Genomic DNA, 17,400 nt, shown 5'->3' with positions numbered 1-17,400 from the left:
AAAGCGCCTGTGCCCGCATGCCCGACGGCTTGAGCTACCGACTGCTTCGGTTGGCACTGTCCGCAGCGAGCGGACGGCACCATCGCGGGCTTCTGCGGGCGTGCGAGACGCCGACATCGACGCAGGAGGCCGTGCTGGGCCGAATCCTGGCTGACAACGCCGCCACCATGTTCGGCAAGGACCACGGCTTCGGGTCGATCGCGGGGTTCGCCGAGTACCAGCGGGCGGTGCCGGTGCAGACGTACGAGGATGTCCGCGTCCATATCGAGCGCCAGGAGCTCTCGGGCGAGCCGTGCCTGACCGCGGAGCAACCCGTGTACTACAACCGCACGAGCGGGACCGTGGACGAGCCCAAGAACATCCCGCTGACCAAGACCGGATTGGCTCGCATACAGCGCCTGCAGCGACTCGCCGCGTACGCCCTGTCACGGCAGACCCGGGCGCTGGGCGGCAAGGTGTTCGTGGTCAGCGGAGCGGCCCATGAGGGCACGATGCCCGCAGGTACGCCCTACGGCTCGGCGTCGGGCCTGCTGTACGCAAGCCAAGGTGCATTGCTGCGCCGTCGTTACGTGCTGCCCGCGTCGGTGTCCGACATCGCCGATTACGACGCCAGGTATCTCGCCATGGCAGTGCTGGGCGCGGCCGATGACTCGGTCACGTCGATGGCGACAGCTAACCCCTCCACGTTCGTGCGCTTGATGGCGGTGCTGAACGAGAACGCGTCGGCGGTGCTGGATGCGGTGGCGACGGGCAGGCTGCCCCCGGAATGCAGCCCGCCAAGCCCGCCAAGCGCTGGCGCTGTGTCGTTCCGGGCCCACAGCAGCCGGGCGACGCAGCTGCGACGGCGACTGGAATCCGCGGGTCAGCTCACCTATGCGGACATCTGGCCGCATCTGCATGCGGTGGTGACGTGGACCGGCGGGAGCTGCGGCTTGGCCGTGCAGCGTCTCGAGCCCCTGCTGACGCCCGACTGTCCCGTCTTCGAGTTGGGCTATCTGGCCAGCGAAGTGAGCGGCACCGTCAACATCGACCCGATCCGCAACTCCTGCGTGGCAACGCTGACGGACAACTTCTTCGAGTTTGCCGAGCGCGACGAATGGGAATCTGAGGCCTCAGCCGCTGACCGGGGTCTGGCGACGTGCACGCTCGCCGAACTGGAATCCGGCCGCGACTACTACGTCATCGTGACGACTGCCGATGGGCTGTACCGATACGACATGAACGACATGGTCCGGGTGACGGGCACCGTGGGTGACACCCCGGTGCTCTCGTTCGTGCAGAAGGGCAAGGGCGTCACCAGCATTACCGGCGAGAAGCTGTACGAGTCCCAGGTGATCGATGCCGTGACGGCGCAGTTGGCGGCGTCGGGTGCGATTTCGCCCTTCTTCATCATGCTCGCCGACCCCGCCAAGGCCAGCTACACGCTGTTCTTGGAGCTCGCGGGAGCTCCCGACGGCGTCGCAGGCATGGCGAGCAGAATCGACGACGCACTGCGCAGCACCAACATCGAATACGACGCCAAGCGAGCCAGCGGCCGTCTCGTGCCGCTTGAGGTCCGTCGACTCACCGACGGCACCGGCGAGGCCTACCGGCGTCAGCGAGTCGCCGACGGCCAGCGCGACGTCCAGTTCAAGTATCTCCACCTGCAATATCGCGATGAGTGCTCGTTCAGCTTCGACGCGTACGAGATGCTGGGCTGACTGCCGCGCTGAGCAGGCACCGGAAGCACGACGCAATGCTGGTTCGGGATCTCGAGGTCTTCACCTATCCGGTGCCCTTCAAGCGGGTCTTCCGCCATGCGAGCGCCAGCCGACGGCGCGCGGAGAATCTCATCGTCGCGCTGCACGCCGCAGGCGGCGACATCGGATTCGGCGAGGGCTGTCCGCGCGAGTACGTCACTGGCGAGACAGCGCAGAGCTGCGCTGCGTTCGTGCGCGAGCACAGCGCGTCGTTCTGCGCCGCGGCTGGCACCGTCGAAGGCCTGCGAGGCTGGATCGAAGCCAATCGCGGCTCGATTGACGACAACCCCGCTGCGGTCTGCGCGATGGAGATCGCAGCCCTGGATCTGCTGGGAAAGGTGCACGGCTGCAGTGTCGAGGACGTGCTGGGCGTCACGCCGGACCGGTCCGATATTGCCTACTCGGCGGTGCTGGGCGACATGCCGATGCCGGTGTACCGGTGGCAGTTTCGGAACTATCGAGGGCGCGGGTTCTCAGATTTCAAGGTGAAGCTCTCGGGATCGGCCCGGCGGGACCGAGCCAAGCTCGCCGTGTTCGCGAACGGAGCGGCGACGGGGTTGCGGGTTCGCCTCGATGCGAACAACTTGTGGGAATCGGCCGGCGAATGCATCGACTACATGCACGCGCTGCCCGACATCGCATTCGCCATCGAGGAACCGCTGCGGGCTGGCGACACAGTCGGCTGCGAAGATGTCGCCCGCGAGCGCGGTGTACAGATCATCGCCGACGAGAGCCTCCGGCGAACCGACGAATTGGCAACGTTCGCTGATCCGGCCCGCTGGATCGCCAACGTCCGGGTGTCCAAGATGGGCGGCATCATCAGATCGCTGGAAGTTGTGGCCGAGGCCGCCCGCCTGGGGATCGGTGTCATCGTCGGTTGCCAGGTTGGCGAGACCAGCGTGCTGAGTCGTGCCGCGCTGGCAGTGATTGCCAGCGCGCCGGCGCCGGTAGTGGCTGCCGAAGGCGCATTCGGGACACACCTGCTGAGCCGGGACCTCACAACTCGGACGATCATGTGGGGCCACGGCGGCGTGCTCGAATGCGGCCAATTGTTCGATTCGGACGTGGGCGGGTTGGGACTGGTGCTTGATCCCGCGGCGCGGCTGGAACCGCCTCCCGAGCCCCGTGCGGGGTCATGAGTCCCCGTCGATGGGCGGCGATCAGCCTTGCGTTCGGGGTTGCCTTTGCCGCCCGCGTGGCTGGCCAGGCAGTGCAGCGGTGGTGGTCTGTCGGCTTCCTGCCCGAACAGGATGCCTGGCAGGGGAGCAGCCTTCCGTTTCCGGCGCTGTTCGCTGCGCAGATCGTCATCCTGGCGATCATCGCACTCGTCACGATTCGGATGCGTGTCGGCGCGAGTGTCCTCCCGAGGCGCTGGGTGGCTCCCGTTATCGCGTTCGGCGTGCTCTATTTCGCTGTCATGGTCGTGCGCCTGGTCCTCGGACTGGCGGGCGACGCAGGCCTGCTGGTGCAAGACAGCATCTTCGCCGCGAGGTGGTTCACTGCCTATCTGCCGACGATCTTTCACTTGGTGCTGGCGACTGAGGTCGTGTTGATCGCGCTGTACCAGCGAGGTCACCGACAGCGGATCGGCTGATCGGCCGCGGGGTTGGGGTGTTGCCCGTGACTGCCGGTGACACCGTGTCCCCTTGGTCGCCGCATTGTTGCCGTCAGCCTCCGCCTCGGCAATCAAGCTGTCTGTGTCGCCGAATTCTGCTTGTTCTGGTTCGACCCCGACCAGTAGCTTCAATTGGAGAGACACAGGAAGGGAGGTGACGCTGTGGCCGCGAATCCGATGCCAGCCGCGATCAATATCGAATCCGATACGGAACTCGTGACGCTTGCTGATGTGGACGCTGCCGTAGGTGCCGCCCCCATCCCACCCGAGGAGCAGAACGGCGTGATCTACCGCAGCGACGAGGAATTCTCGGCGCACCTCGAAGCTCAGCCGTTCGATTCATCAGGCGAATAGTCCGAGCGGGTGCCAACGCACGAGGAATCTCAGGCGTCCCTGTCGGTCGTTTGCTGTGACGACGGAACTCGCAGCGCTCGTAGGCCGTCTCAGCGAAGGATTACATTCGGTGACGTGAGCAAGCGCGAGGACGTCGTGGGCATGCACCGCTCGGCGATACGAGCCGCCGCGGTGCGCAACAAGGCTCGTTCCATCGCACTTGTGGGATCGGTCGCGCGCGGCGACGACGCCGAGCGCAGCGACTACGACTTCTTGGTGGACTTCGACGAAGGCGTCACGCTGTTCGATATCGGCGGGTTGAAGGCTGACTTGGAGGAGTTGCTGGGGGCCGAAGTCGATGTAGTACCCCGGTCGTGCGTGGCGGGTAGATACCGCACGATGTTCGAGGATGCCATTCAGCTGTGAGCAGGAGCGACTCTGAGCGTGTCGACGACATGTTGGAGGCGTGCCGCAAGCTCGCCGAGATCGTCGAACTGGGTCGGGCGGAGTATGACGGCAATTGGCTCATTGGCAGTGCCGCAAGCTACGAACTTGCGGTCATCGGCGAAGCCATGGCTCACCTGACGCAAGGCTTCCTTGAAAGGCACTCCGAGCTCCCGGCCCGCCAAGCCAAGTCTCTCCGCAACCTCGTGATGCACGAGTACTTCAGGACAGATCCCGACATCTTGTGGGACACGATTACCAAAGATGTGCCCAACCTCGCTTCGGCACTGAGATCGCTGGGCATTGAGGGTGCCGTGCCAAGAGCCGGCGAGAGCGACGACTGACCCTCGGAGTCATGCGTCAAGCTGACGAGGGCTAGTCTTGTTCGTCGACATCAGCCATGAGCCGGCGCTTCAGCTTGTGCTCGGCACGGACCTGTTCCAAGAGAGTCACGAAGCGCTCGGGCTCACCAGCGGAGTTGGCTAGGCGGCGAATGCGCTCCATGAGGTCAACGGCACCGCGATAGAGGTCCGGTCGTTTGAGTCCGATGATCGACAGCGCTTCTGCTTCGTAGACGGCGATTGCGTCGAGTGGGTGTGTCTGCTCGCGGACACGGGCGAGTGTGAGTCTCAGCGCCGGTCCGCAGCCGAATTCGGCTGCTGCATCCCACGCTGCGCCGCTGTGCCCTTCGAAGAGCAATATCTCCACGAGCACTGTCGCAGCGTGAGGCACTGGGGGCCTTGCGGGCGTGGGTGGGCTGTTGCAGGCCGACGGCGGCCAATCTGATGGTGGTCGTGGCGTGCGTCCAGCCGCCGGCTGAGGAACTCGCGCAGTTCGTCCGTTTGACGCGTTCGGCTCCAATTCTCGGCGATGCAGCGCTGCGCCCACGAGATCGCCTCGTCGGATCGACCGGCTGCTTCGAGTGCGGTAGCGATCTCCAGGACGTCCTGAGGACTCGGCTCGTCCCAGCTGTGTACGTCGATGAGCGCATCAGGGTCGCCGGTGGCGAGTGCCCATCCCACCATTGCCTGGCGAATAGCGAATGCGGCACCGTACGGATCGTCCGTCGGCTTGATCTTGCGCCACTGAGGTTCGAGCAGGCGGCGGTACTCGGCCAGCCCGGCCTCGCCCAGCACGTCCACATAGCTAGCGGCCGCTCGGTGGAACCCGTCCAGTTCCGAACTCAGTTCCAGCTTCCCCAAGCGCGCTGCGAGCTCGACAGGATCGGCCGTTCCCTCCCGGCATGATCGAAGATGCAAATCGGAGAGCCGATCGATGATGCGGGTCAGGTGCCCGTCGGAGTCGTCCACATAGTTCATGGCCTCGTCGGCGCAGCTGAAGACGTGCTCTGCGAGTTCGGCGACGGCATCGGGGTGACCGGCGTCGCACAGGTTCTCGAGACTCTCGATCATGACGTGGATGCCGTCTGCCCAGGCCTCGGCTTCGTAGTAGCTCACGAACTCGCCGTGAGCGAAGAAGGCACGGTCGATGCGCCGCACCCAGACGCTGAACTTGGGCGCGCTAGCACTGGTGCCGATCCGCCCTTTTGTGAGCCGCGTCCAGTGGACGCCCGCTCCTGTCGGACTCCGGGTTCACTGCTGCGGGGAAGCAGTGTCAACGCCGTTGCCACGCAGTGCTTGCAGAAAGAGCCATCCTTCGCCGCAGGGCAAGTACACGACCAGCGGGGTTCGCCATTGTCGGTCCACAGCTCCACGATGTAGGGCACCGTGCCTCGCACCATCGTCCGGATCCGTTCGTCGCGCTCGACCGGCGTTTGGACCCGGCGATCGTGCAAGTAGCCCACACCGCGCTCATACGAACGTGGCCCAGCCAGCCGCTTCACTCTCGCAGCGTCGAACAGTGGGTCCAAGGCCTCACTCCAGAATCAGTGCATCGCTAACGGCTGACGCGGCGACCTGTCCTCCCGAGGGGCCGTCCCAGCCCCGGCCCGCTCGAACTGTACGACCCCGGCAAGATCCGCCGTTCTCATCAGCCGGACCGCAAGTGTGTGACGTTTCGCCGCTGACATTGCATAGGAAATTCACCACAATGATGGGTGAAGAGGCATCCACTGATGGCAGGTACCTCCTGACTGACGCACATGCCGTGGAAGTCGCGGGACTCGTTTGCCCAAACTTGCATATTGGTAACATGAGTGTTACCATCAAGCTATTCGCGGCAAGGACGGAGGGGATTGAGATGGCACTGACCCGAGACTTCAAAGAGACGGTGCAGGCCCGCGTTCAGCGTGACCCCGAGTTCCGCGTGCGACTGCTAACGGAGGGCCTCGACTGCATGCTCGCCGGAGACATCGACACCGGCAAGCTCGTGCTTCGCGACTACATCAACGCGACGATTGGCTTTTCAGAACTCGGCGAACTGACACACAAGCAGCCCAAGAGCCTCATGCGCATGTTGAGCCCGAGCGGTAACCCCCACGCGCGCAACCTGTTCGAGGTCATCAGCTGCATCCAACGACACGACGGCCTCCAGCTCGAAGTGAAGACAGTCCGATAGCGCGACCCTGCGCAACCATGCTGGGGCGGTTGATGTCGCCTTGACTCGGGCGGCGGATGGGGCGGTCGAGGACTTCTCTGCGACGGTGCCATAGCCGTCCGCTGCGGCATCGGCTTCGTCGACGACAGAGCGAAGGTTGGTCGTGAGGTGCGCTACGCAGTCGGACACGTCCGTGACGCGACTTGCCAGCTCTGCGGCAGGGTCTGCGGGCGATCCGATCTCCTTGATCCGGTCGATTCCGACGTGAGCGCCAACGTCAGCTAACTCGACTGCGTAGCCAGCTATGCGGGCCTCGAGTGCGCACGGCATCCTGGTGGTGCACACGGCCCACTCCGGAACGTCGGTGACGTATACGTCGACAATGCACCAGCGGCCACTCGGACTCGAGACGTGAGGGCGTAGCGCCGTTTCCACCGTTCGTCGTAGTCGAGATCGTCGTAGATGGCCACCAAGTCGACGTCGCTCGTGCCGCTGGCCTCGCCCCGCAGCAACGAGCCGAAAGGCAGCACCGTGCCGCCGCATTCGTCAAGGATCGCACTGGCGGCACGCTGAGCCGCTACGGGGTCGGATGCGGCCATATAGACCGGGATTATCGGGAGCTGTCAGCCAGAACGAAGCGGATCGGCACCGGCGAGTGCCTCACTGAGCACGAGTGCGCGAAGCCGCCCACCGCTCGTCTAACCCAACCGTTGGACCAGATCGACGGGCGTGCGTTGCCGAATGGGCAGCCAAGAGCGAACCGGCCACCGTGGTCCCGATGCCACAGACGTTCACGCCGGTGCGACCGGCCGAGATGTCGGGATACGGGGAATGCAAACCCCATCTCGCGTCATCTCCTGGCACGAATACATGCATGCATCGAGTGGAATGCCTCTAATCTGGCACGATGCCAACAACTCCACGCGATAACTGAGAGTTATCGCGGCCTCAGGATGGCTCCGACGATGTCGGCTTGACACACGGCGCGTCGGAGTGACGTATCAGACACATGCGTGTAGATCTCGGTGGTGGCGATACTGGCGTGCCCGAGAAGACGTTGGACGATACGAATGTCAACGTCGGCATCCAGCAGGTGCGTGGCGCATGTGTGTCGCAGCATGTGAGGAGTGACACGTCGCTGGATACCAGCTTGTCGCGCTGCTCGGCCGATACGGTCCCGTAGGGCAGCAGTCGTGAGTGGTCGGCCGGAGCGGTTGATCAGCAGCGGGTCGTCGAACTCTGTGTCCCCTTGGGACAGGTACTGGTTGAAGCACGACAGCAGTTGCCCAGGCGGGAGGTAGACCACTCGTTCACGCCTGCCCTTGCCGAGCACACGGATGGACCCCTCGGCAAGATCGAAGTCACCCACCGTGAGGCCCACCAGTTCGCCACCGCGTAGGCCGGTGGCGACCATGAGCGCAACCGCAAGGTAAGTGGTTGTGGCCGGATGGCACTATGTGCTTGCGTCGCTGCAGGACGCCTCGCACCGGGCTTTGAGATACATCAGCAGCCGGGCGGTGACGTGTGGCGAGAGCGCCTTCGGCAGCGTACGTTCCCGGGCTGGCTTGACACCGCAGCCGGCGGACGGATTGGAGTCGAGTAATCCTTCAGTGGTGAGCCACGCGCAGAGCTTGCGGACCCCTGCGATGCGCCTTCGAGCCGAACTGCGCTTGAGACCGGAAGCCAATAGGTGATCAGCGAAGCCCTCGAGAACTGGCGGGCCAAGTTCAGCCACTGAGGCTCCCGGCCCCAGGAACTGCGCAAGGGCACGGCCGTCAGCGACGTAGGCACGGATGGTGTTGGGCGATAAGTCCTCGCCGCCTCCATCTATGGGCTGGCACCGCGGACGTCAGGGAGCCATCAAATAGTCGGTGTCGTCGCGTACTGCTTGGAAGTCCGACACGCCAAGGTAGTGATTCCACAGCGCACGGTTGGGAATGCGTCGTGCCCGGCGCGGCAGCGGCGGAGTCCACCACGTGGCGGTCTCGACTCGCTTGCCCAACCTGACGGCCTCCTCGATGGCAGGCAGCAGATCGCTGTCGGCTGATACAACGACAGCCACGTCGTATCGGTCGTCGCGGGCCCCGAGCGCAAGGTGCAGCGCCAACAGCACGTCGACACCCGCTATGTTCGGCCTCGCAGCCGTTTGCTGACGTACCCCGCCGTACTCGGCGGCCTGAGGTAGCGCACGCAGGTGAACAAGCCCGTGCTTGGGGCTGAATCCCGCTGACACTTGAGGGTTGGGGAGATGGGGGACCCTCGGTAGGCTGCTTCATTCGCGGTGCGGGAGTTCCTGCGCCGAACCGAAGTCCGGCCAGGCCGGGTGCTTAAGGCCACGAGGCGACGGGCACACGGAACCGGTCGGCACAACCAGAGAATCGCTCCGCCGGCTGTGCCGTGCGGAGCGTTTACGTGCCGCCCGGCAGGGCGGACCCGCAACCAGAGTGCCGCCCGGCAGGGCGGACAGGCATCTACGAAGGCACGAGAGAGACGCTGAGATGGCGAACAAGGCGCTCGTCGCGACGAAAGTCGGCATGACGCAGCTCTGGGATGACGAGAACCGGGTCGTCCCGGTCACCGTGCTGCGCGTGGATCCATGCCGAGTCACCCAGATTCGCACGACCGAGCGTGACGGCTACACAGCAGTGCAGGTGACGCATGGCGATCGCGAGCCTCGCAAGCTGAATCGACCCACCGCAGGCCACTACGACCGCGCCGGAGTTGCGCCGGGCGAGCGCCTGGTCGAGCTACGACTTGACGACGTCAGCGAGATGACGCTCGGTGCCGAGCTGGCGGCCGACCTCTTCGCCGCCGGCGAGCTGGTTGACGTCACGGCCACATCGAAGGGCAAGGGCTTCGCCGGCGTCATGAAGCGGCACAATTTCTCGGGTCAGCGTGCCAGCCACGGTGCTCACCGGGTCCACCGGGCTCCTGGCGCCATCGGTGCGTGCGCGACACCGTCGCGGGTATTCAAGGGCACGCGCATGCCGGGCCGCATGGGCAGCGAAAGGGTGACGACGCTCAATCTGTTCGTGGTCGAAGCTGACGCCGAGCGTGGCCTGCTGTTGGTGCGCGGCTCGGTTCCCGGCCCAAAGGGCGGAACCGTCATTGTCCGCAACGCTGTCAAAGCGCCACTGGACGCATCGGCGAGCACCGTGTCGGCGAAGGCCTAAGGGGACCGTGATGGCGCTCACACTCGATGTTCGAACCCCCGACGGCGGCACCGCAGGCACGGTCGAGCTCGACGAGGCAATCTTCGGCATCGAGCCGAATATGGCTGCCTTGCATCAAGCCGTCACGGCCCAGCTCGCCGCACGCCGCAGCGGCAGCCACAGCACTCTCACTCGCGCTGAAGTGCGTGGTGGCGGCGCCAAGCCCTGGCGACAGAAAGGCACCGGTCGGGCCCGAGCGGGCTCGATCCGCGCACCCCAGTTCACCGGCGGCGGCGTGGCACACGGCCCGAAGCCGCGCAGCTACCGCCAGAAGGTGAACCGCAAGACCGTGCGTCTCGCCCTGCATTCCGCATTGAGCGACCGGGCGCGCAGCGAACGCATCATGGTCGTCGACGAGTGGCGCTTTGGCCAGCCCCGCACTAAGGACGCCGTCGCAGCAATGGAGAACCTGTCCCTCGAGGGGCAGGTCTTGCTTGTTCTGGACGGCGGAACCGCCGACCAGAGCGCCGACCGCAGCTTCCGGAATCTGCGGTCCGTGCGCTCGATGAAGCCGTCGGAGCTGAACGCCTACGACATCCTCCGCTCGGATTGGCTGGTCTTCACCCGTGGCACGCTGCCCACCAGCGAGCCTGCAACCAGCGAACCGACGACAGGGACAGCGAGCCAATGAAGGATCCGCGCGACGTGCTGATCGCTCCGGTGATCTCGGAGAAGTCCTACGACTTCCTCGAGGACGGCGTGTACGTGTTCCGCGTGCATCCCTCGGCCAGCAAGCCCGAGATCCGCCAGGCCGTCGAGGCGATCTTCGATGTGAAGGTGGCCAACGTCAACACACTGAACCGCAAGGGCAAGGCCCGCCGCAACCGGCGCAACAACACCATCGGCAAACGGCCGGATACCAAGCGGGCCATCGTCACCCTCGTCGAGGGCGACTCGATCCAGATCTTCAATTCCTAAGGCACGGCGTCATGGGTATTCGTACACGCAAGCCGACCAGTCCCGGTCGCCGTTTCCAGACGGTCTCGGACTTCGCGGACATCACTGCGACCAAGCCGGAGCGCTCGCTCATCGCCAAGCAGCACTCCACCGGCGGTCGCAACAATGACGGCCGCAAGACAGCTCGTCACCGTGGCGGCGGCCACAAGCAGCGGTACCGGGTGATCGACTTCCGTCGCAACAAGGACGGCGTACCCGCCACGGTCGCGAGCATCGAATACGACCCCAACCGCAACGCTCGCATCGCGCTGCTGCACTACCACGACGGCGAGAAGCGCTACATCCTCGCTCCCGCGGGCATCGAGGTCGGCGACAAGCTGTCGAACGGCCCCAACGCCGAGATACGCGTCGGCAACGCCTTGCCGCTGCGCTACGTGCCCGTCGGCACCACCGTGCACAACGTCGAGATGAAGCCCGGCGGCGGCGGGCGCATGGCTCGCGCCGCGGGCTCCAGCGTGCAACTGGTCGCCAAAGAGGGTGCGTACGCGACGCTGCGGCTGCCTTCCACCGAGATGCGCCGGGTGCCCATCGACTGCCGGGGAACGGTCGGCTCGGTCGGCAATGCCGAGGCCGACTTGGTCAAGATCGGCAAGGCGGGGCGCAACCGTCACAAGGGCGTGCGCCCGCAGACCCGCGGCGTAGCGATGAACCCCGTCGACCACCCCCTTGGTGGCGGCGAGGGCAAGTCGTCCGGTGGCCGTCACCCCGTGTCGCCGTGGGGCAAGCCCGAGGGCCGCACCCGTTCCAAGAACCGCAAGTCCAACGATCTCATTCTCCGCCGTCGCCGCACGCGCGGGTCGCGGAGGTAAAGCGATGCCGCGCAGTCTCAAGAAGGGCGCCTTCGTTGACGACCACCTGCTCTCAAAGGTGGATGCGTTGAACGAGAGCGGCGAGAAGAAGGTCGTCAAGACGTGGAGCCGTCGCTCCACGATCATCCCCGAGATGATCGGGCACACGATTGCGGTCCATGACGGCCGCAAGCACCTGCCGGTCTATGTCACCGAGTCGATGGTGGGCCACAAGCTCGGCGAATTCGCGCCGACCCGGACCTTCAAGTTTCATGCAGGCCAGGAGCGGGGCGGGCGTCGGCGATGAGTGGCCTGATCGACCTCGACGTCATCGCCGGAGCGAAGGCGACCCACCGGTTCGCTCGGCTCTCGGCGTCCAAGGCCCGCGTGGTGCTCAACCTGATTCGCGACGAGGACTTGGGCCTGGCTCGCGACCGCTTGCGATTCTGTGAGCGCGGCGCAGCCGAAGTGGTGGCCAAGGTGCTCGAGAGCGCTGTCGCCAACGCTTCCAACAACGAGCAGCTTGATCCCGACGAGCTCTACGTGGCCGAATGCTGGGCGGACGAAGGTCCCGTGCTGAAGCGCTGGCGCCCCCGGGCACGTGGCCGAGCCACCCGAATTCTCAAGCAGACCTGCCACATCACTGTCGTGGTGGCGCAGCTCAGCACCGACGAACTCGCCATGCGCGACGCCCGGCTCGCGGCGTCCGGCGCAACGACCGGTGCGGTCAGCCGTGCCGCTCGCGTCGCCGCCAGCCGCGGCGAGGCACCCGCAGAGGCCGACGAGCCCGACGACACAGCAGAGATCGACACAGCAGAGATCGACGACTCTGTCGACGAGACAGAAATCGAAGCTGGCGCCGATACCGACGCCGAGGCGGTTGCCGAGGGCGCCCAAGACAGCGATTCAAGCGAGGCCGATGCCGCCGGCTCCGACGCTGTCGACCCCGAGAAAGAAATCTGAGCCATGGGTCAGAAGGTCAATCCCTACGGCTTCCGCCTTGGAATCACCACGGACTGGAAGTCACGCTGGTACGCCGACAAGGAGTATCAGGACTATCTCATCGAGGACTGGAAGATCCGCGATTTCTTGCGGACCGAGCTGCCGCATGCAGCGATCAGCCGCATCGAGGTCGAGCGCACCCGCGATCGTCTGCGGGTCGACGTGCACACCGCCCGGCCCGGCATCGTCATCGGTCGCCGCGGCAGCGAGGCCGACCGCCTGCGCACCAGCCTCGGCAAGATTTCGGGCAATCCGAAGGTCCAGCTCAATATCCAGGAGATCAAGCAGCCCGAGCTTGAAGCGGCGCTGATCGCTCAGGGTATTGCCGATCAGCTCGCCGGCCGTGTGGCCTTCCGGCGTGCGATGAAGCGTGCCGTCCAGAATGCACAGAAGGCTGGCGCACTGGGAATCCGCGTGCAGTGCTCGGGCCGCTTGGGCGGATCCGAAATGGCCCGCACCGAGTGGTACCGCGAGGGCCGCGTGCCGTTGCACACCTTGCGTGCCGACATCGACTACGGCTTCCGCGAGGCTCGCACCACCGCGGGCCGCATCGGCGTCAAGGTCTGGCTTTACAAGGGCGACATCCTGCCGTACAAGGTCTCCGCCGACGATCGCATTCACCGCGAGGCAGCGATGGCCACTGGCCTGACGTCCGGTGACGGCGCCCCGCCGGCGTCGGTCGTGTCGGCGGGTGCCAAACGGACCGAGACGGACGAAGTGCCCGACGAGCCCGTGCCGTTGCTGCGTGAGGCCGATCCCGAATTCGAGCGGCTGCTCGAAGAGGAAGAGCAGATCGAGCGCGCCACGCGTGACCAGTCGCAGACGCCCAACTTCCGGCCGGGAGACGACTGATGCTGATGCCCCGCAAGGTGAAGCACCGCAAGCAGCACCGCGGCCGCACAAAGGGTCGCACCAAGGGCGGCACGTCGGTGAACTTCGGCGATTTCGGAATCCAGGCGCTCGAGCCTGGCTGGATCACCGCCCGCCAGATCGAAGCCGCACGAATTGCGATGACCCGCCACGTCAAGCGTGGCGGCAAGGTGTGGATCAACATCTTCCCGGACAAGCCGGTCACCGCGAAGCCCGCGGAGACTCGCATGGGCTCAGGCAAGGGCAACCCCGAGAAGTGGGTCGCCGTGGTGAAGCCAGGCCGAGTCATGTTCGAGCTGGGCGGCGTCAGCAACGAACTGGCTCGAGCTGCCATGTCCCGCGCCATCCAGAAGCTGCCCATTCGTGCGCGGGTGATCTCACGTGAGGAGGCCATCTGATGGCCACAGCCGCAACTCTGCGCGGGCTGTCTGACGACCAGCTGCTCGACGAGCTGGCCAGCGCCAAGCGAGAGATGTTCAACCTCCGCTTTTCGTTCGCCACCGGCGAGCTCGACAGCTCGGCACAGATGACAGCCACCAAGCGCGATGTCGCCCGGATCCTCACGGTGCTTCGCGAGCGCGAGATCGCGGCCGCAGAGATGTTGGCTGGCGCTTCGCAGGGCGCGGCCGCAGAGATGTTGGCTGGCGCTTCGCAGGGCTCAGCCGCTGGGCTGGCTGGCGCTTCGCAGGGCTCAGCCGCTGGGCTGGCTGGCGCTTCGCAGGGCTCAGCCGCTGGGTTGGCCGACACAGGAGTCGCATCATGAGCACCGAGACCGCCAACACCGACGAGTCGAACGAATCAGGTGCAGCGCAGCGCAACCGGCGCAAGGTGCGCGAGGGCATCGTGACCTCGGTCGCGATGGACAAGACCGCCGTGGTTTCGGTGACCGAACGTGTGCGGCATCCCCGCTACTTCAAGACGGTGCAGCGCACCAAGAAGCTCTACGCCCACGACGCGGCTTCCGATGCCCGGCCCGGCGACCGGGTGCGTGTCATGGAGACCCGGCCGATTTCGAAGACCAAGCGTTGGCGCCTGATCGAGATTGTCGAGAGGGCCCGATGATCCAGCAAGAGAGCAGGCTCAAGATCGCCGACAACTCCGGCGCGCGAGAGGTGCTGTGCATTCGGGTGCTGGGGGGCACGGGCCGGCGCTACGCGTCGATCGGCGACGTCTTCATCGCGACCGTGAAGGACGCCATCCCCGGTGCCGCCGTGCGCAAGGGCGAAGTGGTCCGCTGCGTCGTGGTCCGCACGCGCAAGGAGCGCCGCCGGCCCGACGGCAGCTACATCCGTTTCGACGAGAACGCAGCAGTGCTCGTTGACAACAACCGCCAGCCGCGCGGCACGCGCATCTTCGGTCCTGTGGGACGCGAGCTGCGCGACAAGCGCTTCATGCGCATCGTGTCGCTGGCTCCTGAAGTTCTGTGATTGGTGTGCTGTGAGCCGACGTCAGCGTCATCAGCTTCCGCGACTCAAGGTTCGCAAGGGCGACACCGTCCGCGTGAACTCCGGGCCCGACAAGGGCAAGGAGGGCGAAGTGGTGTCGGTGGACCCCCAGCGACGCCGCCTCACCGTCGAAGGTGTGAACGTGGGTCACAAGCACCAGCGGCCCACGCAACAGAACCAAGATGGGCAGATCATCGACTACCTCCTGCCGGTCGACGTCTCAAATGTCGCGGTCGTGTGCCCCCGGACGGGACAGCCCGGCCGTGTCGGCTTTCGTTTCGAGGGCGACCGCAAGGTGCGTTACCACCGAGTGTCGGGGGAGGAGCTGCCATGAGCGTCACCGATGCGCCAGACGTTGATTCACACGTCGAGCCACGAATGAAGGCTCTGTACCGCGACACGCTGCGCGCGCAGCTGCAGACGCAACTGGGCCTCCCCAACATCATGCAGGTGCCCAAGCTCACCAAGATCAGCGTGAACGTGGGCGTGGGCGCAGCGCTGACCAATCGGGCAATGCTCGAGGGCGCGGTCGAGGACCTGAGCCGCATCTGCGGCCAGCGTCCCGCGATCACCCGCGCCAAGCGCTCCATCGCAGGCTTCAAGCTGCGCGAAGGCAATGCCATTGGCGCCCGCGTCACGCTGCGCCAGGACCGCATGTGGGAGTTCTACGACCGTCTCGTGACGCTGGCGATCCCGCGCATCCGGGACTTCCGTGGGCTCGGGCCGCGCAGCTTCGACGGGCACGGCAACTACACGTTCGGGATCACCGAACAGCTGGTTTTCCCGGAGATCGACTATGACAGCGTCAACCAGATCCGAGGCATGGACATCACCCTCGTGACGTCGGCTACCGACGACGAGGGTGGGCGTGCCTTGCTCACCGCACTTGGATTCCCATTCCGACAGGGGCAGAACTGATGGCCAAAAAAGCACTCGTCAACAAACAGCAGCGCACCCCCAAGTTCAAGGTGCGCGCCTACACGCGGTGCCGCGTCTGCGGCCGACCGCGGTCGGTGTACCGCAAGTTCGGGCTGTGTCGGGTGTGTTTGCGACAGATGGTCCATGCCGGCGAAGTGCCCGGCGTGACGAAGGCCAGCTGGTGATCGAGGTGCGCACATGTCGATGACCGACCCCATTGCGGACATGCTCACCCGCATCCGCAACGCGAACATGGTGTTCAAGGACGAGGTTGCCATGCCGTCCTCGCGGCAGAAGGAGCGCCTCGCGGCGATCCTCAAGCGCGAGGGCTACGTGCATGACTTCAAGGTGGACGACGTGGAAGGGCGTCCCGCTCCGCTGCTCACCATCAGCCTGAAGTACACCCCCGATCGAGATCGAACGATCTCCGGGCTCGAGCGAGTCTCCAAGCCCGGCCTGCGGGTGTACACCAAATCCGACATGGTGCCTCGAGTTCTCGGCGGTCTCGGCATTGCCGTGCTGTCCACGAGCCGGGGCCTGATGACTGACCGTGAGGCTCGCCGCAATCGCGTTGGCGGCGAGGTCCTCTGTTACGTCTGGTAGGAGGCGACGATGTCACGCGTCGGCATGACGCCCATCACGATTCCCGAAGGTGTCACGGTTACCGCGGCGCCGTTCGCGTCCGACATTGGGCCGGCGTCCGGTCAGGGTGTGACCGTTACCGGACCGGGGGGCGAGCTGCGACGCGAGCTTGCGGCAGGCATCACGGTGCGCGTCGACGATGGCGCGGCCACCGTCGAGCGCACGGACGACAGTCGCAGCCAGCGTTCGCTGCACGGGCTCAGCCGCGCCCTCGTCGCCAACATGGTCCAAGGGGTGTCGCAGGGATACAGCAAGGAGCTGCAGATCGTCGGCGTCGGCTATCGCGCCGCAGCTCAGGGTCCCTCGGCGCTCGAACTGTCGCTGGGATTCAGTCACACGGTGCCAGTGAGCGCTCCGGAGGGCATCAGCTTCGAGGTGCCGAACCAGACCTCGATCATCGTCAAGGGCATCGACAAGCAGCTCGTCGGCCAGGTTGCGGCCAACATCCGGGCGTTGCGCAAGCCCGAGCCGTACAAGGGCAAGGGCATCCGCTACATCGGCGAGCGCGTGCTGCGCAAGGCCGGAAAGGCCGCAAAGTGAACCCGGACGCAAAGGCAGCAACGTGAGCACCGCGAGCAGGACTGCGGGGCGCGATCGACGACGCATTCGCGTGCGCAAGAAGGTGTCAGGCACCGCAGAGCGCCCGCGTTTGAGCGTGTTCCGCTCGAATCGCCACATGAGCGTGCAGGTGATCGACGACACCGCCGGCCACACGCTGGCCTCCGCCTCGACGGGCGAAGCCGGCGTCGCAGCTGACGGTGGCGGAAATATCACCGCTGCGGCTGAGATCGGCCGGCTCATTGCTGAGCGGGCACACCAAGCAGGCGTCACCGCCGTGGTCTTCGACCGTGGCGGCAACCGGTATCACGGCCGCGTCGCGGCCCTCGCAGATGCCGCCCGGGAGGGCGGCTTGAAGTTCTGATCCCGAGCGGGTCAGTA

The 17,400-nt window shown here is 65.5% G+C and carries 30 protein-coding genes and 1 pseudogene; 24 read left to right on the top strand and 7 right to left on the bottom strand.

Translation table 11 applies throughout. The features are described 5' to 3' along the window. The first annotated feature begins 17 nt into the window (after positions 1-17). The 6 genes from ACQY5K_RS11925 (at position 18) to ACQY5K_RS11900 (ending at position 4,475) form a co-directional block, all read left to right on the top strand. Positions 18-1,700 (top strand): GH3 auxin-responsive promoter family protein, encoded by a 1,683-nt coding sequence (locus tag ACQY5K_RS11925; protein WP_428115478.1) that lies wholly within the window; start codon positions 18-20, stop codon positions 1,698-1,700. 35 nt (positions 1,701-1,735) lie between these two features. Beyond that, entirely contained in the window at positions 1,736-2,878 is a 1,143-nt protein-coding gene (locus tag ACQY5K_RS11920) for an enolase C-terminal domain-like protein (protein ID WP_428115475.1), read from the top strand. Continuing rightward, positions 2,875-3,333, top strand: a complete 459-nt coding sequence (locus tag ACQY5K_RS11915; RefSeq protein WP_428115473.1) for a hypothetical protein — start codon at positions 2,875-2,877, stop codon at positions 3,331-3,333. Before ACQY5K_RS11920 ends, ACQY5K_RS11915 begins: the two co-directional genes overlap by 4 nt. Positions 3,334-3,516: 183 nt before the next feature. After that, complete coding sequence (locus ACQY5K_RS11910; protein ID WP_428115470.1) at positions 3,517-3,708, top strand: hypothetical protein; 192 nt, start codon at positions 3,517-3,519, stop codon at positions 3,706-3,708. Between the two features lie 114 nt (positions 3,709-3,822). Continuing rightward, complete coding sequence (locus tag ACQY5K_RS11905) at positions 3,823-4,113, top strand: nucleotidyltransferase family protein (protein WP_419921393.1); 291 nt, start codon at positions 3,823-3,825, stop codon at positions 4,111-4,113. Further along, positions 4,110-4,475: a HepT-like ribonuclease domain-containing protein gene (locus ACQY5K_RS11900; RefSeq protein ID WP_428115468.1), complete on the top strand. Its 366-nt coding sequence runs from the start codon at positions 4,110-4,112 to the stop codon at positions 4,473-4,475. Before ACQY5K_RS11905 ends, ACQY5K_RS11900 begins: the two co-directional genes overlap by 4 nt. A 31-nt stretch (positions 4,476-4,506) precedes the next feature. Here ACQY5K_RS11900 and ACQY5K_RS11895 read toward each other — a convergent pair whose 3' ends face one another. Genes ACQY5K_RS11895 through ACQY5K_RS11885 form a run of 3 tightly spaced genes read right to left on the bottom strand, consistent with a single transcriptional unit; the run spans position 4,507 to position 5,872 of the window. Next, positions 4,507-4,839: a hypothetical protein gene (locus tag ACQY5K_RS11895; protein WP_428115466.1), complete on the bottom strand. Its 333-nt coding sequence runs from the start codon at positions 4,837-4,839 to the stop codon at positions 4,507-4,509. Next, a complete protein-coding gene (locus ACQY5K_RS11890) occupies positions 4,761-5,630 on the bottom strand; it encodes a hypothetical protein (RefSeq protein WP_428115463.1) in 870 nt (289 codons plus the stop codon). Before ACQY5K_RS11890 ends, ACQY5K_RS11895 begins: the two co-directional genes overlap by 79 nt. Beyond that, positions 5,585-5,872 carry an SWIM zinc finger family protein gene (locus ACQY5K_RS11885; protein ID WP_428122656.1) on the bottom strand — a complete coding sequence of 96 codons (288 nt, stop codon included), beginning with the start codon at positions 5,870-5,872 and terminating at the stop codon, positions 5,585-5,587. The genes ACQY5K_RS11890 and ACQY5K_RS11885 overlap by 46 nt, the downstream gene beginning before the upstream one ends. A 458-nt stretch (positions 5,873-6,330) precedes the next feature. Here ACQY5K_RS11885 and ACQY5K_RS11880 point away from each other — a divergent pair, with 458 nt between their 5' ends. Continuing rightward, positions 6,331-6,648: a DNA-binding protein gene (locus ACQY5K_RS11880; protein ID WP_428115461.1), complete on the top strand. Its 318-nt coding sequence runs from the start codon at positions 6,331-6,333 to the stop codon at positions 6,646-6,648. A 281-nt stretch (positions 6,649-6,929) separates the two neighbouring features. Here ACQY5K_RS11880 and ACQY5K_RS11875 read toward each other — a convergent pair whose 3' ends face one another. From ACQY5K_RS11875 to ACQY5K_RS11860, 4 genes and pseudogenes are all read right to left on the bottom strand, one after another. Continuing rightward, positions 6,930-7,226 (bottom strand): nucleotidyltransferase domain-containing protein, encoded by a 297-nt coding sequence (locus ACQY5K_RS11875; RefSeq protein WP_428115459.1) that lies wholly within the window; start codon positions 7,224-7,226, stop codon positions 6,930-6,932. 338 nt (positions 7,227-7,564) lie between these two features. Continuing rightward, positions 7,565-8,056: pseudogene (locus tag ACQY5K_RS11870) on the bottom strand (tyrosine-type recombinase/integrase); the annotation flags it as partial. A gap of 24 nt (positions 8,057-8,080) precedes the next feature. Next, positions 8,081-8,458: a tyrosine-type recombinase/integrase gene (locus ACQY5K_RS11865; RefSeq protein ID WP_428122653.1), complete on the bottom strand. Its 378-nt coding sequence runs from the start codon at positions 8,456-8,458 to the stop codon at positions 8,081-8,083. An 18-nt stretch (positions 8,459-8,476) separates the two neighbouring features. Continuing rightward, the gene (locus ACQY5K_RS11860; RefSeq protein ID WP_428115456.1) at positions 8,477-8,860 is read right to left on the bottom strand and encodes an NYN domain-containing protein; all 384 of its coding nucleotides are present in this window, start codon (positions 8,858-8,860) and stop codon (positions 8,477-8,479) included. A gap of 265 nt (positions 8,861-9,125) precedes the next feature. Between ACQY5K_RS11860 and rplC the strand changes: the two genes are divergently transcribed. The 17 genes from rplC to rplR are packed head-to-tail and all read left to right on the top strand — an operon-like array spanning position 9,126 to position 17,383. Next, complete coding sequence (rplC, locus tag ACQY5K_RS11855; protein WP_428115454.1) at positions 9,126-9,800, top strand: 50S ribosomal protein L3; 675 nt, start codon at positions 9,126-9,128, stop codon at positions 9,798-9,800. Positions 9,801-9,810: 10 nt separating this feature from the next. Next, complete coding sequence (gene rplD / locus ACQY5K_RS11850) at positions 9,811-10,470, top strand: 50S ribosomal protein L4 (RefSeq protein WP_428115451.1); 660 nt, start codon at positions 9,811-9,813, stop codon at positions 10,468-10,470. Then, on the top strand, positions 10,467-10,757 hold the full coding sequence (gene rplW / locus ACQY5K_RS11845) for a 50S ribosomal protein L23 (protein WP_419921383.1): 291 nt from the start codon (positions 10,467-10,469) through the stop codon (positions 10,755-10,757). The genes rplD and rplW overlap by 4 nt, the downstream gene beginning before the upstream one ends. A gap of 11 nt (positions 10,758-10,768) precedes the next feature. Beyond that, positions 10,769-11,605, top strand: coding sequence for a 50S ribosomal protein L2 (rplB, locus tag ACQY5K_RS11840; protein ID WP_428115448.1), 837 nt, complete (start codon positions 10,769-10,771; stop codon positions 11,603-11,605). A 4-nt stretch (positions 11,606-11,609) separates the two neighbouring features. Continuing rightward, complete coding sequence (gene rpsS, locus ACQY5K_RS11835; protein WP_419921381.1) at positions 11,610-11,891, top strand: 30S ribosomal protein S19; 282 nt, start codon at positions 11,610-11,612, stop codon at positions 11,889-11,891. After that, on the top strand, positions 11,888-12,547 hold the full coding sequence (rplV, locus tag ACQY5K_RS11830; RefSeq protein WP_428115444.1) for a 50S ribosomal protein L22: 660 nt from the start codon (positions 11,888-11,890) through the stop codon (positions 12,545-12,547). The genes rpsS and rplV overlap by 4 nt, the downstream gene beginning before the upstream one ends. A gap of 3 nt (positions 12,548-12,550) precedes the next feature. Further along, positions 12,551-13,438 (top strand): 30S ribosomal protein S3, encoded by an 888-nt coding sequence (gene rpsC, locus ACQY5K_RS11825; protein WP_428115441.1) that lies wholly within the window; start codon positions 12,551-12,553, stop codon positions 13,436-13,438. Then, on the top strand, positions 13,438-13,854 hold the full coding sequence (rplP, locus tag ACQY5K_RS11820) for a 50S ribosomal protein L16 (protein ID WP_419921378.1): 417 nt from the start codon (positions 13,438-13,440) through the stop codon (positions 13,852-13,854). Before rpsC ends, rplP begins: the two co-directional genes overlap by 1 nt. Continuing rightward, positions 13,854-14,219 (top strand): 50S ribosomal protein L29, encoded by a 366-nt coding sequence (gene rpmC, locus ACQY5K_RS11815; protein ID WP_428115438.1) that lies wholly within the window; start codon positions 13,854-13,856, stop codon positions 14,217-14,219. The genes rplP and rpmC overlap by 1 nt, the downstream gene beginning before the upstream one ends. After that, positions 14,216-14,518, top strand: coding sequence for a 30S ribosomal protein S17 (gene rpsQ, locus ACQY5K_RS11810; protein WP_428115435.1), 303 nt, complete (start codon positions 14,216-14,218; stop codon positions 14,516-14,518). Before rpmC ends, rpsQ begins: the two co-directional genes overlap by 4 nt. After that, positions 14,515-14,883: a 50S ribosomal protein L14 gene (gene rplN, locus ACQY5K_RS11805; RefSeq protein WP_419921375.1), complete on the top strand. Its 369-nt coding sequence runs from the start codon at positions 14,515-14,517 to the stop codon at positions 14,881-14,883. Before rpsQ ends, rplN begins: the two co-directional genes overlap by 4 nt. Before the next feature lie 10 nt (positions 14,884-14,893). After that, positions 14,894-15,235, top strand: coding sequence for a 50S ribosomal protein L24 (gene rplX / locus ACQY5K_RS11800; RefSeq protein ID WP_419921374.1), 342 nt, complete (start codon positions 14,894-14,896; stop codon positions 15,233-15,235). Further along, positions 15,232-15,819 (top strand): 50S ribosomal protein L5, encoded by a 588-nt coding sequence (gene rplE, locus ACQY5K_RS11795; protein ID WP_428115431.1) that lies wholly within the window; start codon positions 15,232-15,234, stop codon positions 15,817-15,819. Before rplX ends, rplE begins: the two co-directional genes overlap by 4 nt. Further along, positions 15,819-16,004: a type Z 30S ribosomal protein S14 gene (locus tag ACQY5K_RS11790; protein ID WP_419921372.1), complete on the top strand. Its 186-nt coding sequence runs from the start codon at positions 15,819-15,821 to the stop codon at positions 16,002-16,004. Before rplE ends, ACQY5K_RS11790 begins: the two co-directional genes overlap by 1 nt. A gap of 13 nt (positions 16,005-16,017) precedes the next feature. Beyond that, positions 16,018-16,422, top strand: coding sequence for a 30S ribosomal protein S8 (rpsH, locus tag ACQY5K_RS11785; RefSeq protein ID WP_428115428.1), 405 nt, complete (start codon positions 16,018-16,020; stop codon positions 16,420-16,422). A 9-nt stretch (positions 16,423-16,431) separates the two neighbouring features. Further along, positions 16,432-17,001, top strand: coding sequence for a 50S ribosomal protein L6 (gene rplF / locus ACQY5K_RS11780; protein WP_428115426.1), 570 nt, complete (start codon positions 16,432-16,434; stop codon positions 16,999-17,001). 22 nt (positions 17,002-17,023) lie between these two features. Continuing rightward, a complete protein-coding gene (gene rplR, locus ACQY5K_RS11775) occupies positions 17,024-17,383 on the top strand; it encodes a 50S ribosomal protein L18 (RefSeq protein ID WP_419921369.1) in 360 nt (119 codons plus the stop codon). The last annotated feature ends 17 nt before the right edge of the window (positions 17,384-17,400 follow it).

It is taken from the genome of Candidatus Poriferisodalis sp. (genome assembly GCF_965262965.1).
Lineage (GTDB): Bacteria > Actinomycetota > Acidimicrobiia > Acidimicrobiales > Poriferisodalaceae > Poriferisodalis.
This window is presented reverse-complemented; position numbering and strand designations above follow the sequence as displayed.

Bases quoted from the DNA above. Each gene is read 5' to 3' on its own strand.
- rplE (WP_428115431.1), top strand. From the start codon at position 15,232: ATGAGCGTCACCGATGCGCCAGACGTTGATTCACACGTCGAGCCACGA.
- rplD (WP_428115451.1), top strand. From the start codon at position 9,811: ATGGCGCTCACACTCGATGTTCGAACCCCCGACGGCGGCACCGCAGGC.
- ACQY5K_RS11925 (WP_428115478.1), top strand. From the start codon at position 18: ATGCCCGACGGCTTGAGCTACCGACTGCTTCGGTTGGCACTGTCCGCA.
- ACQY5K_RS11880 (WP_428115461.1), top strand. From the start codon at position 6,331: ATGGCACTGACCCGAGACTTCAAAGAGACGGTGCAGGCCCGCGTTCAG.
- rplN (WP_419921375.1), top strand. From the start codon at position 14,515: ATGATCCAGCAAGAGAGCAGGCTCAAGATCGCCGACAACTCCGGCGCG.
- rplF (WP_428115426.1), top strand. From the start codon at position 16,432: ATGTCACGCGTCGGCATGACGCCCATCACGATTCCCGAAGGTGTCACG.
- rpsC (WP_428115441.1), top strand. From the start codon at position 12,551: ATGGGTCAGAAGGTCAATCCCTACGGCTTCCGCCTTGGAATCACCACG.
- rplB (WP_428115448.1), top strand. From the start codon at position 10,769: ATGGGTATTCGTACACGCAAGCCGACCAGTCCCGGTCGCCGTTTCCAG.
- ACQY5K_RS11915 (WP_428115473.1), top strand. From the start codon at position 2,875: ATGAGTCCCCGTCGATGGGCGGCGATCAGCCTTGCGTTCGGGGTTGCC.
- rpsS (WP_419921381.1), top strand. From the start codon at position 11,610: ATGCCGCGCAGTCTCAAGAAGGGCGCCTTCGTTGACGACCACCTGCTC.
- rpsH (WP_428115428.1), top strand. From the start codon at position 16,018: ATGTCGATGACCGACCCCATTGCGGACATGCTCACCCGCATCCGCAAC.
- rplW (WP_419921383.1), top strand. From the start codon at position 10,467: ATGAAGGATCCGCGCGACGTGCTGATCGCTCCGGTGATCTCGGAGAAG.
- rplV (WP_428115444.1), top strand. From the start codon at position 11,888: ATGAGTGGCCTGATCGACCTCGACGTCATCGCCGGAGCGAAGGCGACC.
- rplC (WP_428115454.1), top strand. From the start codon at position 9,126: ATGGCGAACAAGGCGCTCGTCGCGACGAAAGTCGGCATGACGCAGCTC.
- ACQY5K_RS11920 (WP_428115475.1), top strand. From the start codon at position 1,736: ATGCTGGTTCGGGATCTCGAGGTCTTCACCTATCCGGTGCCCTTCAAG.
- ACQY5K_RS11875 (WP_428115459.1), bottom strand. From the start codon at position 7,226: ATGGCCGCATCCGACCCCGTAGCGGCTCAGCGTGCCGCCAGTGCGATC.
- rplP (WP_419921378.1), top strand. From the start codon at position 13,438: ATGCTGATGCCCCGCAAGGTGAAGCACCGCAAGCAGCACCGCGGCCGC.
- ACQY5K_RS11790 (WP_419921372.1), top strand. From the start codon at position 15,819: ATGGCCAAAAAAGCACTCGTCAACAAACAGCAGCGCACCCCCAAGTTC.
- rpmC (WP_428115438.1), top strand. From the start codon at position 13,854: ATGGCCACAGCCGCAACTCTGCGCGGGCTGTCTGACGACCAGCTGCTC.
- ACQY5K_RS11885 (WP_428122656.1), bottom strand. From the start codon at position 5,872: ATGGTGCGAGGCACGGTGCCCTACATCGTGGAGCTGTGGACCGACAAT.
- rpsQ (WP_428115435.1), top strand. From the start codon at position 14,216: ATGAGCACCGAGACCGCCAACACCGACGAGTCGAACGAATCAGGTGCA.